Raw genomic sequence first — 13,913 nt, 5'->3', positions numbered from 1 at the left:
CCGTGCCTCTGCTATCCCGTCAGCAAAGGAGCGTGGCCCGTGACCCTTCATCAGATTCCGAACACTATCAAGACCGACTCGTTCTGGATGCCGTTCACGGCCAACCGTCAGTTCAAGAAGGCGCCGCGCCTGTTCTCCTCGGCCGAGGGCATGCACTACACCACCGTCGACGGCCGCAAGGTGATCGACGGCTCTGCCGGCCTCTGGTGCGTCAATGCGGGTCACGGCCGCAAGCAGATTGCCGCCGCGGTCGAGCGGCAGCTGATGACGCTGGACTTCGCGCCGTCCTTCCAGATGGGCCATCCGCTCGCATTCGACTTCGCCGAGCGTCTCGCCGAGATCGCGCCGAAGGGCCTCGATCGCATCTTCTTCACCAACTCCGGCTCCGAATCGGTCGACACCGCGCTGAAGATCGCGCTCGCCTATCACCGCGCCAACGGCCAGGCGACCCGAACCCGCCTGATCGGCCGCGAGCGCGGCTATCACGGCGTCGGCTTCGGCGGCACCTCGGTCGGCGGCATGGTCGCCAACCGCCGCGCCTTCGCCACGCTGCTGCCGGGCGTCGACCACATCCGCCACACCCATGACCTCAGCCGCAACGCCTTCGCCAAGGACCAGCCGGAGCACGGCGCCGAGCTGGCAGACGATCTCGAGCGTCTTGTGGCCCTGCACGGTGCCGAGACGATCGCTGCCGTGATCGTCGAGCCGGTGCCGGGTTCGACCGCGGTGCTGCCGCCGCCGAAGGGCTATCTGCAGCGCCTGCGCGAGATCTGCGACAAGCACGGCATCCTTCTGATCTTCGACGAGGTCATCACCGGCTTCGGCCGCCTCGGCGCCCCGTTCGCAGCCAACTTCTTCGGCGTCACGCCGGACCTGATGACGACGGCCAAGGGCATCACCAACGGCACCATTCCCTGCGGTGCGGTGTTCGCGAGCCGCAAGGTGCATGACGGCATGATGGTCGGCCCGGAGAACGTAATGGAGCTGTTCCATGGCTACACCTACTCTGCGCACCCGACCGCTTGCGCAGCCGGCATAGCCACGCTCGACATCTACAAGGACGAGGGTCTGCTCACGCGCGGCGCGACCATGGCCGAGTACTGGCGCGATGCGCTGCATCAGCTGAAGGGCCTGCCCAACGTCATCGACATTCGCAATTGCGGCCTGATGGGCGCCGTCGAACTGGCGCCCCGTGACGGGGCCGTTGGCGCGCGCGCCTACGACGTCATGGTCGATTGCTTCAACACAGGCCTCTACCTTCGCATGAGCGGCGATTCCTTTGCGATGTCGCCTCCGCTCATCGTCGAGAAGAGCCACATCGACCAGATCGTCTCGATCCTCGGCGACGCCATCAAGAAGGTGGCCTGATAATTGCTCTCGCCGCTGGTGAGTTCTATCTTGCAGCGGCGAGCGCAGTGCCGCGGGAGTCTGACGAAGCGTGAAAGTTCTGATCCTCGGCAGCGGTGTCATCGGTGTCACCTCTGCCTACTATCTCGCCCGCGCCGGGCACGAGGTGACGGTCGTCGACCGTCAGCCCGAGCCGGCGCTGGAGACCTCTTTTGCCAATGCCGGCGAAGTGTCGCCCGGCTATTCGTCGCCATGGGCCGGTCCCGGCGTGCCGGTGAAGGCGGTCAAGTGGCTGTTGATGAAGCATGGCCCGCTTGTGATCCGGCCGAAGCTCGATCCTGTCATGTGGGTCTGGCTGCTCAAGATGCTGCGCAACTGCACCAGCGCGCGCTACGCGGTCAACAAGAGCCGGATGATCCCGATCGCGGAATACAGCCGCGACTGCCTGCGCGATCTGCGCCGCGACATCGGCATTCAATATGACGAGCGCTCGCAGGGTACGCTGCAGCTCTTCCGCTACCAGGCGCAGCTCGACGGCACCGGCGAAGATGTCGCCGTGCTCAAACAGTACGGCGTGCCTTACGAAACGCTGAGCCGCGAGGGCTGCATCGCGGTCGAGCCGGCGCTTGCCGGCGTGAAGGAGAAATTCGTCGGAGGTCTTCGCCTGCCGCAGGACGAGACCGGCGACTGCCACATGTTCACGCAGGCGCTGGCCAGGCACGCCGAGGCGCTCGGCGTGCGCTTCATGTTCAACACCGGTATCGACCGGGTCGTCACCGACGGCGGACGCGTCAGCGGCGTTGCGACCAGTGCCGGCATGCTGCAGGCGGACGCTTACGTGCTCGCGCTCGGGAGCTATTCATCGCGAATGGCCGCGCCGCTCGGCATTTCGCTGCCGGTCTATCCGGTGAAGGGCTATTCGATCACGGTGCCGATCAAGGACGCTTCGGGGGCGCCGGAATCCACGGTGATGGACGAGAGCTACAAGGTCGCGATCACGCGCCTCGGCAATCGCATCCGCGTCGGCGGCACCGCCGAGATCTCGGGCTTCTCGACCAAGCTCTATGAGGCCCGCCGCGCCACGCTCGATCACTCTCTCACGGATCTGTTCCCGCGCGGCGGCGATCTTGCCAAAGCAACGTTCTGGAGCGGCCTGCGCCCGATGACGCCGGACGGCCCGCCCGTGATCGGCCCGACGCAGTACGCCAACCTCCATCTCAACACCGGCCACGGCACGCTCGGCTGGACCATGTCCTGCGGTTCCGGGCGCGTGCTTGCGGATATGCTCTCGGGCAAGAAGCCGGACGTTGATGTCAGCGAGTTGACGGTCGACCGGTATCTGCACCGGTTCGGGTGAGCGGTTTCTCCGCGCGTCCAACTCCAACACCGTCACCCTGAGGTGTGAGCTGCGCGGCGCAACGCGCCGTGCGGCGAGCCTCGAAGGGCGACGGCCCGGCGATGTCGCGGCCGTCCATCCTTCGAGGCTCCCCTTGCGATGCGATCGCATCGCAAGCCTCGCGCCTCAGGATGACGGGACTGGCACCGTGTTCGTGAAGGGAGATCAATCACCCCACCCCCGTCACGCAATTCACCCACAGCACCACAGCCTTCGCATCGTTCGCCGGATTTGAAAACCGATGTGGCCTTCGGCTCGCGAATCGGAAGCTGTCCCCTCGCTTCAACGACCAAGTCTTGCTGTCCACCGTCAGCATCATCTCGCCTTCGAGCACGAGGCCGGCCTCTTCGCCGTCATGGGTGTAGAGCTCATCGCCCGTGGAGCCGCCGGGCTCCAAATGCACCAGGAACAGGTTGAGCTTGTTGTCGGCGCTCGCTGGGCTCAGCAATTGCTTGGACACGCCGGTGCGCCAGAGCTTCAGCTCCGGCCGTTGCAGCCCGCGCGTGACCACCTGATCGGATGCGCCATCGGCGCTCGGGCTCGCGCCGAACAACGCAGCGATGCCGACGCCGAGCACGTCGGCGAGCGTGGCCAGCACCCGCAGCGAGGGCGACGACAGGCCGCGCTCGATCTGGCTGAGGAAGCCGATCGACAGATCCGTGCGCGCTGCGACCGTTTCCAGCGAGAATTGCCGGACCCGCCTGAGATCGCGGATGCGGCGGCCAACCGCGAGGTCCATTGCCGGCTCGGTCGGCTTCGCGATAGCCTTCTTGCCGCTGTTGGCCTTCCTGGCCGGCCTTGCGGCGGCCGGTTTGCGCATTCTTTTGCCACCGCTCACGTCAAACCGCTTCCTTCATGTGCATGAAAACCGCTTGCGTCTTCAGCGAAAGTGTGACCAAATTTTCATATTGGTGAAAATAGGCCGAAACGGCTTGGCCCGCAACGTCTGATCACGACACACGCGAGCGCCGCCATCGGCCGGACCCAAAGGGGGATGCGATGAAGCGTTTTGGTCTGGCCGCGATCGCGGCGTTCGCACTGTTGGCCGTCGCACCGGCCTCGGCTCAGCAGGTGCTGAAGGTCGGCTCGACGCCGACGGGCATTCCCTTCACCTTCCTCGACACCAAGACCAACACCATCCAGGGCATCATGGTCGATCTCGTCACCGAGATCGGCAAGGATGCCGGCTTCAACGTGCAGATCGAGCCGATGCAGTTCTCGGCGCTGATCCCGTCGCTGACCTCGAGCAAGATCGATATCATCGCCGCCGCGATGTTCATCACGGCGCCGCGCAAGGAGGTCGTCGACTTCTCCGATCCGATCTACACCTATGGCGAAGGCCTGGTGGTGCCGAAGAGCGACACCAAGGCCTACGCCACGCAGGATGATCTGAAGGGCGAGACTGTGGGCGCGCAAGTCGGCACCGCCTTCGTCGACGCACTGAAGAAGACCGGCCTGTTCGCGGACGTAAAGGCCTACGACACCATCCCGGACATCCTGCGCGACGTGAACACGGGGCGCCTGAAAGCCGGCTACGCCGACTATCCGATCCTCGCCTACAATCTGAAGCAGGGCGGCTTCCCCGAGACCCGTCTCGTCGAAGGTTACAAGCCCGTCACCGTCGGATCGGTCGGCATTGCCGTGCGCAAGGGCGAAAGCGCCCTGCTCGGCAAGATCAACGCGTCGCTGACGAAGCTCAAGGCCAACGGCACCATCGACAAGATTCTCGATAAATGGGGCCTGAAGGCTCAGGGCTGATAGAGGCTCACAGGGCTTTCCGATGAAAGGCTTCTGGCACGACGCCGTCGAGTTTTTTCCGATTCTGATGAACGGCGTCGCGCTGACGATCATCGTCACGATCGGCTCGCTGCTGCTCTCGACGGTGCTCGGCCTGATCTGGGCGATGATGCGGGTCTCCGGCATCAAGGCGCTGTCGCTGCTCAGCGCCAGCCTGATCAACGTGATCCGCGGCATCCCGATCATCGTGCTGCTGTTCTATCTCTACTTCGTGATGCCGGATCTCGGCGTCACGCTCAGCGCCTTGCAGGCTTCGATCCTCGGGCTCGGCATCGCCTATTCGGCCTACCAGGCGGAAAACTTTCGCGCCGGCATCGAGGCCATCGACAAGGGGCAGATCGAGGCGGCGCAGTCGATCGGCATGGGGTGGTGGCTGACCATGCGCCGCGTGATACTGCCGCAGGCTGTGCGCATCGTGCTGCCGCCTTACGGCAACGTCATGATCATGATGCTGAAGGATTCGTCGCAGGCCTCGACCATCACGGTCGCCGAGCTCGCCCTGCAGGGCAAGCTGATCGCATCCTCGACCTTCAAGAACACCAACGTGTTCACGATGGTTGCGCTGATGTATCTCACCATGAGCATCCCGCTGATCCTGCTGGTTCGTCACTTCGAGAAGCGGGCCGGCAAGAAATGATCGAGCTCAAGGACGTTCACAAGAGCTTTGGCCGGAATGAGGTGCTCAAGGGCATTACCGCATCCGTGCAGAAGGGCGAGGTGGTCTGCATCGTCGGGCCTTCGGGATCGGGCAAGTCGACCATCCTGCGCTGTATCAACGGCCTCGAAGGCTATGATCGCGGCGAGATCAGCGTCGAGGGCCTGAAGGTCGACCGCGACGCGCAGTCGATCGTCAACATCCGCACCCAGGTTTCGATGGTGTTCCAGCGCTTCAACCTGTTTCCGCACAGGACGGTGCTGGAGAACGTCATCGAAGGTCCGCTCTTCGTGAAGAAAGAGCCCCGTGCCCAGGTGATCGAGCGCGGCCGCGCGCTGCTTGCCCAGGTCGGCCTCGCCGAGAAGGCTGACGCCCATCCACCGCAGCTCTCCGGCGGCCAGCAGCAGCGGGTCGCGATCGCGCGGGCGCTGGCGATGCAGCCCAAGGCGATCCTGTTTGACGAGCCGACCTCAGCGCTCGATCCCGAGCTCGTCGGCGACGTCCTCGGCGTGATGCGCAAGCTTGCCGACGACGGCATGACCATGGTCGTCGTCACCCACGAGATGGGCTTTGCCCGCGACGTCGCCGACCGTGTGCTGTTCATCGACGGCGGCGTCATCGTCGAGCAGGGGCCGGCAAAAACGCTGCTCAATCAACCCCAGCACCCGCGCACGCAGGACTTCTTGCGCCGTGTGCTGCACCCGCTCTGACCGGACGTTTGCGATGACGCGCCTGCCGCTGCCACCCTCGCTCTATGCTGACACCGCCGTCGCGCCCGTCGCGACGCCGCCGCTCGATGTGGACAAGAGTGTCTCCGTCGCCATCATCGGTGGCGGCTACACCGGGCTCTCCACGGCGTTGCATCTGGCGGAGCAGGGTGTCGAGGCGCTGGTGCTGGAGGCGCAGGAGCCGGGTTGGGGCGCGTCCGGCAACAATGGCGGCCATACCAATCCCGGCCTGAAGCACGATCCCGATCAGATCGAGGCCGATTTCGGGGCCGAGCTCGGCCGCCGCATGATCGAGTTTTCCTACGGCACGCCGAACTTCACCCATGATCTGATCCGCCGCTACCAGATCCCGTGCGAGGCGCGGCAGAACGGCACGCTGCGCGCGGCCTATAACGAGGCCAGCGCGTCGGCGATCGAAAAGACCGCGCAACAATGCATCCGTCGCGGCATGCCGGTGTCCTACCTGAATCGCGAGCAACTGCGCGAGATGACCGGCACCGACCGCTACATCGGGGCGATGCTGGACAGCCGAGGCGGCGATCTGCATCCTCTCAGCTACGCCCGCGGCCTTGCGCGCGCAGCGATCTCGGCGGGCGCGAAGGTTCACGGCGAGACACCTGCGCTCTCGCTCCGTCGCGACGGCGGCCGCTGGCGTATCGAGACGCCGCGCGCGGTGGTGCATGCCGACAAGGTGTTGCTCGCGACCAATGGCTTTACCGACGATCTCTGGCCAGCCCTCCGCCGCACCATCGTGCCGGTGTTTTCCTCGATCGCCGCGACCGCGCCGCTCTCGGACGCCGTCGCCCGCTCAATCATGCCGACGCGACCGGTGCTCTATGAGAGCGGTCACATCACCGTCTATTACCGCATCGACCAGAGCAACCGTCTCTTGATGGGCGGGCGCGGCCCGATGCGCTGGATCAAGTCGCCTGATGACGTCGCCTATCTCATGCGTTATGCCGAGCGGCTGTGGCCGCAGCTCAAGGGCGTGGCCTGGACCCATGGCTGGAACAGCAGGCTCGCCATCACCAAGGACCACTATCCGCACGTGCACGAGCCCGCGGACAACATCCTGATCTCGCTCGGCTGCAACGGCCGTGGTGTCGCGCTCTCGACCGCGATGGGCGCGCAACTTGCCCGCCGGCTGATCGGCGGCGCCGGGGCCGAGATCGACATGCCGGTCACCGGCATCAAGCCGATCCCAATGCACGCATTCTGGCCGGTGGGCGTGACCACGGCCGTAATCGCGGGCCGCGTGCGCGACCGGCTGGGGATCTAGCTTCAGGCCTCCGCAACCGCGTCGGCCCAGGGCTGGAAGATCTCGACCGCGCCGGAATTCGTATTGCCGTCGCGCATCACTACGCTCGGGCAGGCGAATTTCATCGGCAGGGTCTGCACCGGCGCTTCCTTGTAGTTGAAGCGCGCGGCAAGCGCCTTGCGTGTATCCGCCGGCAGCCTGGTGTCGCCGAGCACGATCGCGCCTTCACTGCAATCGATGCGCGGCTGGTGGATGGCCGCATCGAGGTCCATGTCGAAGTCCATCGCAAACGACACGAGCTGCAAGACCGACGGCAGGATGCGGCGGCCGCCGGAGGCGCCGACCGCGAGGCGCTTGCCGTCCCGGGTCTCCGCGATCACAGGCGTGTAGTTGGTGAGGCAGCGCTTGCCTGGTGCGAGCGAGTTGGTGGTATCAGGCGTCGGATCGAACCACATGATGCCGTTGTTCATGGGGATGCCGGTGTGCGGCGTCACATATTTCGAACCAAAGGACGACAGCAGCGTCTGCGTGACCGCGGCCATATTGCCGTGCCGGTCGACCACCGAGAAATGCGTGGTGCAGGCCGGCGCCAGATATTCGGCGCCGAGCGAGCGCTTGCCGTCGGCATCGCCCATGTCCTTGAGCCGCTCGCGATAGGCCTCTTGCAGGGCGAGGGCGTATTCGGCATAGGCGGCCGCGTCCGGCGTGCCTGTTGGCTTCAAACTCTGCTGCAACAGGCGCAGCGCATGCGCCATGGTCGGCCCGGCGGTGAGCTCGGGCGTCGCCAGCACCTTGCCGCCACGATAGGGGATCGCCAGCGGCTCGCGCCGATGGCTGCGGAATGCGGCGAGATCCTCTGTTGATAGCGAGCCGCCGTCGGCTCTGATGTCGGACGCGATGCTCTTGGCGAGATCACCTTGGTAGAAATCGCGCGGTCCGGCCTCGGCGAGGTGCAACAGCGTGGCCTTCAAATTATCCTGCGGCATCCGGATCTCGGCCTCGATGCTCCAGGGCGGGCTCGGCGGGAGGCCGTCCTTCAAGAACATCGCCGCGCTGGCCGGATAGCGTCGAAGATCTGCCGCCGAACCCGTAATCGTCAGCTCGGTCCACCAGTCGACCAGCAGGCCTTCGCCGGCGAGCGCCGCCGCCGGAGCGACCAGCTCTTTCCACGACATCCTGGCGTATCGACGGTGCACGTCCTCCATGCCGGCGACGACACCGGGCACCGCGATCGCGGCAGGACCGTGAATATTGCGGTCGTCCTTCACCCGCGGCCACGGAAACAGGTCGGTCGCGACGCGGTCTCCGGTGACGGGATAATCGGCCGCGCGCAGGCTCTGCGGCGCGATCATGCCGTAATCGATCACCTCGTATCGATTTTCCCTGGCGCGGTAGAGCACCATCGCGCCGCCGCCGCCGATGCCGCTGTTCCAGGGCTCCAGCACGTTCAGCGCAAAAGTGGTCGCGACGATCGCGTCCACGCAGTCGCCGCCCGCCGCCAGCACAGTCGCCCCGACCTCGGCCGCCCGCCGCGATTGCGAAGCGACGATGCCGCCCCTGGATATGACGGCAGGTTTGCGGACGGTTTGGTTGAGGCTGAACTGATGGGGCATGATGTCGTGTTGATCTCTGTCTTGGCTTCGTTGCGCTGACGTCGAAGCTCCGCAATAGGCGGAACTGAGCAAGAATGGCACATTGCCGACAACGAGAACATCCAGAGGGAGGCGCGACATGGCAGGTGTGAAACAGGCGCGGGATGGCGCCGTCGGGGATTTGACGCTCGATGAGCCGGCAAGCCGCCTTGAAGCGCAAGGCTAAGTTTACGGGGAAGTGAGGCGGGATTGCTTCCCCTGCACTCGTCATGCCCGGGCTTGATCCGGGCATCCACGTCTTTGCGTCCTCAGAACGTGGATGGCCGGGACAAGCCCGGCCATGACGACGAAGAGACAGAGATCAGCTGGAAAGTGGCCGGGCCGTAACGCTCAGAGCCCGCGGTTCAGCCGGCTGGCCTGATATTTGGCGTGCCATTTCGGGCCAGGGCCGCGCATGTAGTGCAGCTCGGGACGGTAGGGGTTTCCGGCGATCCGCACCAGGTTCTGCCATTTGGTGGCGACGAAGCTGAGGGGCTGGCGGAGCAGGCTCAGGGAGGCGAACAGCATGACATCGCCTCAATGCGGCTTGCCGAGCATGGCGGTGAAGGGGAGATCGAAGATCTCCTCGCCGTCGTCGTCACTGATGTGAATCACCCAATCGCGCCAGTCCTCAGTGCCGGGCGTGTCGATCATCGAGCGCATGATCTGGGTTGCCCGGTCGCGTGCTTCGGTCAGGTTGGCGACTGCCGTGCCGTAACGATCGACCAGCGCGCCGTCGGCGTTCGAGCAGTGGAAATACATCTGAACCATACACGCCTCCTCTGGAAAGCGATTTGGACGGCACATCGGTACCAGCCGAAAGAAGCGAAAAATATTCGGGTCGAGCCCGGTAAGGGAATCTACGGAGGTTGGTCGACACGAGGAACCCTGCGGGTTTGATCACAGGCGGGTGATGTTGAACTGGACGGCCTCCGCACGGCATGGAACAACCTTCGATCGAAAATCGGGGAGCCCGCTGTGAATCGTTTCACATTCCAGGATGGACGCCGAAGCTTGTGCGCAGGTGTCGTCGCCTTCACCGCCGTCTTGCTCGGGGTCGCCTCGCCAGCGGTGTCCGATCCTGTCAGGAAAAGCGGTTATGCGGTTGGAACGGAGACCTGCGGCAGCGGCGACCTCGCCTTTCCAAGGATCGAGATCGACATGAAGGCTGGCTTCTGCGCCGGCCTCGTCGCCAGCGAGGACGACCATCTCAAATTTCCGCGCTCGATCATCCAGCTGTCCGGCCACGACTTGTTCGTGGTCGCCGACATGGGCGGCTGGGGCCATACCGATGGCCGGCTGTTGCTGCTCGATCCGCACGCGGCCAGCGGCCAGCGTTTCAAGGAGCTCCTGACCGGCCTCGAATATCCGTTCGGGCTCGTGATCGGCCCGGACAAGAAGCTCTACGCCTCGACTGCCGAGACCATCTTCCGCTTCGATCCACTTGCGGACAATCCGCGCGGCACAGTCGAGACCATCATCCGTCACATGCCGGGCCGCCGCATCACGCTTCCGGACGGGACCAGGCTTGACGAGGCCGCGCATCCGCTCAAGCAGTTCGTGTTCGACAAGAACGGACGGCTGTTCGTCAATGTCGGGGCCCACAGCGACGACTGCATTACGCCGGCGCCGATCACAAGACCCTGCGCGCCGGCCGAAGGCCCCTCCGCCATGGCCGCGATCTGGTTGTTCACGCCGCCGTCGGGTGGCGTTTTTCCGGCGCTGAAGCCTGGCGATACCGACCCGCCGCATACGATCTACGCGCGGGGCCTGCGCAATTCGATGGCGCTGGCGCTGCATCCGAACTTTCCCGATGCCGGCTACGCCTTCCTGCAAGGCGAGAATGGTCGCGATCTGCCCGATATCTTCAAGCCGAACGAGGAGATCAACGCGATCGAGCAGGGCAAGCACTATGGCTGGCCCTACTGCTATGACCTGTCGACGCCGAGCCCCGAATTCAAGCTCGTGCTGCAATCCGGAATTTACAAGACGCTCTGCACGAACAACGCGCTCTACAAGGCGCCGTTCTCGCTGATGCCGCCGCACGGCGCACCGCTGGCGATGCTGTATTATCATGGCGCCAAGTTTCCGGAGCTCGAAGGCAAGCTTCTGGTCGGCCTGCACGGCTATCGCCCCACCGGCAGCCGCGTCCTCATCTACGACGTCGACGACCATGGCTTCCCGAAGACCGCCCCGGCACCGGTGCGCTACCACGTCAGCTGCGCGGCGGATCCAACCCACAATTTTCAGACCGACGCCGGCGATGTCGCCGCTGCGCCGTTCGAGGAGCTGATTGCCGGCTGGCACCGCGTCAATGGCGCGCGACCGCAAGGCGCCCCGGTCGGTATGACCGTCTCCGAGGACGGCGCGATCTGGTTGGTCGAAGACAAGAACCAGACCATCATCCGCATCGATCGCGCCGCGGGCGATCCGCCACCGCCATTATCTTGCGATACGCGCAGTCAGGCGCTGATCGACCAACTCGCCGCTTTCGTCGCAAAGGACGCGCAGAACAAGGTACGGCTCACAGCGCTGCGCAAAAACCTTGTCGAAAAGCACTGCGTCGGCTGCCACTCCGATTTCGGCCTCAAGCCGGGCCAGTCGGACGCCGACAAGGATGCGACCGTGCTCCGCTTCATGCTGTCGCAGGACGGCTGGATCTATCCGGGCGATCCTGCCTCCGGCAGGCTGCGCACGCGGCTGCGCGGCATTGGCGCGGAGAAGCTGATGCCGCCGGGCGGCGAGAGCCTGCCCAAGACCGAGCCCGGTTACGCGGTGCTGCTCAACACGGTTGATCTGTTCGTTGCCAAGATGGTTCCGGGAACTCCGATGCAGATCAAACTTGGCCTGCCGCAGCGCAAGTTCGTCAGCAGGACGAACAAGGAATGCGGCGAAATACCGGCTGCCAAGGTCGTCGTCGTGACACAAAGGAACGCTGTAGACAAACCTGGCTTCAGCCGATTCTTCCGGCCGGCCGATCCCTATCTGAATGGAGAGTGTAGCGACGACGATGGCTATTACATCCGGCAGGAATTTCTGGTGCCTGTGCGGTAGCATTGTGCTCGTCGCCACGACACCGTTTGTCGCAGCCGAGACGAAAATGTTCGAAAGCGTGCAGGTTACGCCTGCTGACGAATATACGCACGGCATCGAAGGGCCCGCTGCCGATCTCGATGGCAACCTCTACGTGGTGAATTTCGGCAAGCCTGGCACGATCGGCCGGTTGCCTGCGGGCGGTGCGGCTTCGGAGGCCTTCACGGCGCTGCCCGAAGGCAGTGTCGGCAATGCCATCCGCTTCGATCGCAGCGGCACGATGTTCATCGCCGACTACAAGAAGCACAACATCTTCGCAATCCCGAAAGGGGGCACCGAGCCGGTTGCCTGGTTTCACTCCGACGAGATGAACCAGCCCAACGACATCACTATCGCCCGCGACGGAACGATCTACGCGAGCGATCCGAACTGGAAAGGCCGGGAAGGCCACATCTGGCGCATCGCGAAATCCGCGGATGGACCGGTGCAGGGGCAGGTGATGTCAGCGCCGCGCGCGATGGGGACCACCAACGGCATCGATCTCAGTCCCGACGGCAGGACGCTCTATGTCGGGGAATCCAGCAACGGCCAGGTCTGGTCCTATGCCATCCGCGACAACGAACTCACCGACGCAAAGCTCGTCAAGACGTTCCAGCCCGATACCATCGACGGCCTGCGCACCGATGTTGCCGGCCGCCTGTATGTCGCGCGCATTCTCAAGGGCACGATTGCGCTGATGAAGCCCAATGGCGCGGTCGAGCGCGAGATCGCGCTGAAGGGGAAAGAGCCGACCAATCTTGCCTTCGGCGGCAGCGACGGCAAGACTGTCTTTGTCACGCAGCGCCAGGGCGGCTTCATCGAGTCTTTCCGCACCGACCAGCCGGGCCGCGAGCACTGCCTGCAGCGCGGACGCTGCTAACTCCTCGAAAGTGTCCTGCTTCCAGCGCAGAGAGGCCGGCATTCTTCTTGCTTGCATTGGGCCGCCGCTGGGATCAGACACCTGTGGCACCGTCAATGCGACCACGGAGTGTTGAGTGAAAGCCGTCCATACCGAACTGCATCGCAGCCACGATCCGCAATTCTTCCTGGTTCGCGGCGTCGTCAGGCGCACCACCGAACAGCCCGAGCGTGCCGACCGCTTGCTCAAAGGCTTGAAGGACGGCAGGCATCAGCTGGTCGAGCCGACGACATTCGGCCAGGGCCCGCGCGCGCGCATTCACAGTCCGGAATATTTGTCATTCCTGAGCGAAGCCTGGGACGCCTGGACGGCGCTCGGCGATTCCGGGCCGGAGATGATCGGCAACATCCATCCCGTGCGCCATGCCGCGACTTATCCGACGCATATCGTCGGCAAGCTTGGCTGGCACACCGCCGATACCGCAGCGCCAATTGGACCGGGTACCTGGGCTGCGGCGTGCGCGGCGACCGACGTTGCGGTCACCGCGGCGCAGATGGTGATGGACGGCGAAGACGCGACCTACGCACTTTGCCGTCCGCCGGGCCATCACGCGTATCGCGACATGGCCGGCGGCTTCTGCTTCCTCAACAACAGCGCGATTGCAGCCGCTCATCTGCGCCTCAAGCACGAGCGCGTGGTGATCCTCGACGTCGACGTCCATCACGGCAACGGTACGCAAGGCATCTTTTATGCGCGGCCGGACGTCTACACGATCTCGATCCACGCCGATCCGACCGCCTACTATCCCTTCGTGTGGGGCTATGCTCATGAGCGAGGCGAAGGCGCCGGCCTCGGCACCAATCTCAACATTCCGCTGGCGATCGGCACCGGTGATGACGGCTACAGCCAGGCGATGGACGTCGCACGCAAGGCGATCGAATCCTTTGCGCCAGGCGCGCTCGTGATCGCGCTCGGCCTCGATGCCTCCGAGCACGATCCGCTGAAGGGCCTCGCCGTCACCACGCCCGGCTTCCGCCGCATCGGCCAGGCCATCGCCAAGATGGGCCTGCCGACGGTGTTCGTGCAGGAGGGCGGCTATCTCTCTGATATTCTGGGGGCCAATCTGACGTCGGTGCTGGCGGGGTTTGAAGAGGCGCGGTGATCTGCATC

13 protein-coding genes are annotated in these 13,913 nt (G+C 64.6%); 9 read left to right on the top strand and 4 right to left on the bottom strand.

The features are described 5' to 3' along the window. Positions 1 to 39: 39 nt before the first annotated feature. Together aptA and JQ621_RS23400 are read left to right on the top strand one after the other, a co-directional pair. Entirely contained in the window at positions 40 to 1,368 is a 1,329-nt protein-coding gene (aptA, locus tag JQ621_RS23405; protein WP_212237075.1) for an omega-aminotransferase AptA, read from the top strand. 70 nt (positions 1,369 to 1,438) lie between these two features. After that, a complete protein-coding gene (locus JQ621_RS23400) occupies positions 1,439 to 2,704 on the top strand; it encodes a D-amino acid dehydrogenase (RefSeq protein WP_212237073.1) in 1,266 nt (421 codons plus the stop codon). Positions 2,705 to 2,912: 208 nt separating this feature from the next. Here JQ621_RS23400 and JQ621_RS23395 read toward each other — a convergent pair whose 3' ends face one another. Continuing rightward, complete coding sequence (locus JQ621_RS23395) at positions 2,913 to 3,563, bottom strand: helix-turn-helix domain-containing protein (RefSeq protein WP_212237070.1); 651 nt, start codon at positions 3,561 to 3,563, stop codon at positions 2,913 to 2,915. Between the two features lie 179 nt (positions 3,564 to 3,742). Here JQ621_RS23395 and JQ621_RS23390 point away from each other — a divergent pair, with 179 nt between their 5' ends. From JQ621_RS23390 to JQ621_RS23375, 4 genes are read left to right on the top strand one after another with little or no spacing between them, the layout of a single operon-like run. Beyond that, the gene (locus tag JQ621_RS23390) at positions 3,743 to 4,501 is read left to right on the top strand and encodes an ABC transporter substrate-binding protein (RefSeq protein ID WP_212237068.1); all 759 of its coding nucleotides are present in this window, start codon (positions 3,743 to 3,745) and stop codon (positions 4,499 to 4,501) included. A 22-nt stretch (positions 4,502 to 4,523) separates the two neighbouring features. Further along, positions 4,524 to 5,177, top strand: a complete 654-nt coding sequence (locus JQ621_RS23385; protein WP_212237066.1) for an amino acid ABC transporter permease — start codon at positions 4,524 to 4,526, stop codon at positions 5,175 to 5,177. Further along, positions 5,174 to 5,905, top strand: a complete 732-nt coding sequence (locus JQ621_RS23380) for an amino acid ABC transporter ATP-binding protein (RefSeq protein ID WP_212237065.1) — start codon at positions 5,174 to 5,176, stop codon at positions 5,903 to 5,905. The genes JQ621_RS23385 and JQ621_RS23380 overlap by 4 nt, the downstream gene beginning before the upstream one ends. Before the next feature lie 13 nt (positions 5,906 to 5,918). Next, positions 5,919 to 7,202, top strand: a complete 1,284-nt coding sequence (locus JQ621_RS23375; RefSeq protein WP_212237063.1) for an NAD(P)/FAD-dependent oxidoreductase — start codon at positions 5,919 to 5,921, stop codon at positions 7,200 to 7,202. 2 nt (positions 7,203 to 7,204) lie between these two features. Here JQ621_RS23375 and JQ621_RS23370 read toward each other — a convergent pair whose 3' ends face one another. The 3 genes from JQ621_RS23370 to JQ621_RS23360 all read right to left on the bottom strand — a co-directional run bounded on the left by JQ621_RS23370 (position 7,205) and on the right by JQ621_RS23360 (position 9,583). Continuing rightward, positions 7,205 to 8,794, bottom strand: a complete 1,590-nt coding sequence (locus JQ621_RS23370; protein ID WP_212237061.1) for a gamma-glutamyltransferase family protein — start codon at positions 8,792 to 8,794, stop codon at positions 7,205 to 7,207. A gap of 369 nt (positions 8,795 to 9,163) precedes the next feature. Then, entirely contained in the window at positions 9,164 to 9,340 is a 177-nt protein-coding gene (locus tag JQ621_RS23365; protein WP_212237059.1) for a hypothetical protein, read from the bottom strand. A 9-nt stretch (positions 9,341 to 9,349) separates the two neighbouring features. Further along, positions 9,350 to 9,583: a DUF6894 family protein gene (locus JQ621_RS23360; protein WP_212237057.1), complete on the bottom strand. Its 234-nt coding sequence runs from the start codon at positions 9,581 to 9,583 to the stop codon at positions 9,350 to 9,352. A 207-nt stretch (positions 9,584 to 9,790) separates the two neighbouring features. Between JQ621_RS23360 and JQ621_RS23355 the strand changes: the two genes are divergently transcribed. From JQ621_RS23355 to JQ621_RS23345, 3 genes are all read left to right on the top strand, one after another. Next, on the top strand, positions 9,791 to 11,866 hold the full coding sequence (locus tag JQ621_RS23355; protein WP_212237054.1) for a PQQ-dependent sugar dehydrogenase: 2,076 nt from the start codon (positions 9,791 to 9,793) through the stop codon (positions 11,864 to 11,866). Further along, complete coding sequence (locus tag JQ621_RS23350; RefSeq protein ID WP_212237052.1) at positions 11,823 to 12,764, top strand: SMP-30/gluconolactonase/LRE family protein; 942 nt, start codon at positions 11,823 to 11,825, stop codon at positions 12,762 to 12,764. Before JQ621_RS23355 ends, JQ621_RS23350 begins: the two co-directional genes overlap by 44 nt. Positions 12,765 to 12,879: 115 nt before the next feature. Beyond that, positions 12,880 to 13,905, top strand: coding sequence for a histone deacetylase family protein (locus JQ621_RS23345; protein WP_212237050.1), 1,026 nt, complete (start codon positions 12,880 to 12,882; stop codon positions 13,903 to 13,905). Positions 13,906 to 13,913 lie beyond the last annotated feature (8 nt).

The sequence above is a fragment of the Bradyrhizobium manausense genome (genome assembly GCF_018129685.1).
Classification (GTDB): domain Bacteria; phylum Pseudomonadota; class Alphaproteobacteria; order Rhizobiales; family Xanthobacteraceae; genus Bradyrhizobium; species Bradyrhizobium manausense_D.
Note: the sequence above shows the minus strand (reverse complement) of the source record. Positions and strands in the feature narration are given on the sequence as shown.

What these genes read in the sequence shown, in the direction of transcription:
- JQ621_RS23360 (WP_212237057.1), bottom strand. Translation starts at nt 9,583, where the DNA reads ATGGTTCAGATGTATTTCCACTGCTCGAACGCCGACGGCGCGCTGGTC.
- JQ621_RS23390 (WP_212237068.1), top strand. Translation starts at nt 3,743, where the DNA reads ATGAAGCGTTTTGGTCTGGCCGCGATCGCGGCGTTCGCACTGTTGGCC.
- JQ621_RS23380 (WP_212237065.1), top strand. Translation starts at nt 5,174, where the DNA reads ATGATCGAGCTCAAGGACGTTCACAAGAGCTTTGGCCGGAATGAGGTG.
- JQ621_RS23370 (WP_212237061.1), bottom strand. Translation starts at nt 8,794, where the DNA reads ATGCCCCATCAGTTCAGCCTCAACCAAACCGTCCGCAAACCTGCCGTC.
- JQ621_RS23375 (WP_212237063.1), top strand. Translation starts at nt 5,919, where the DNA reads ATGACGCGCCTGCCGCTGCCACCCTCGCTCTATGCTGACACCGCCGTC.
- JQ621_RS23350 (WP_212237052.1), top strand. Translation starts at nt 11,823, where the DNA reads ATGGCTATTACATCCGGCAGGAATTTCTGGTGCCTGTGCGGTAGCATT.
- JQ621_RS23395 (WP_212237070.1), bottom strand. Translation starts at nt 3,563, where the DNA reads ATGCGCAAACCGGCCGCCGCAAGGCCGGCCAGGAAGGCCAACAGCGGC.
- JQ621_RS23385 (WP_212237066.1), top strand. Translation starts at nt 4,524, where the DNA reads ATGAAAGGCTTCTGGCACGACGCCGTCGAGTTTTTTCCGATTCTGATG.
- JQ621_RS23365 (WP_212237059.1), bottom strand. Translation starts at nt 9,340, where the DNA reads ATGCTGTTCGCCTCCCTGAGCCTGCTCCGCCAGCCCCTCAGCTTCGTC.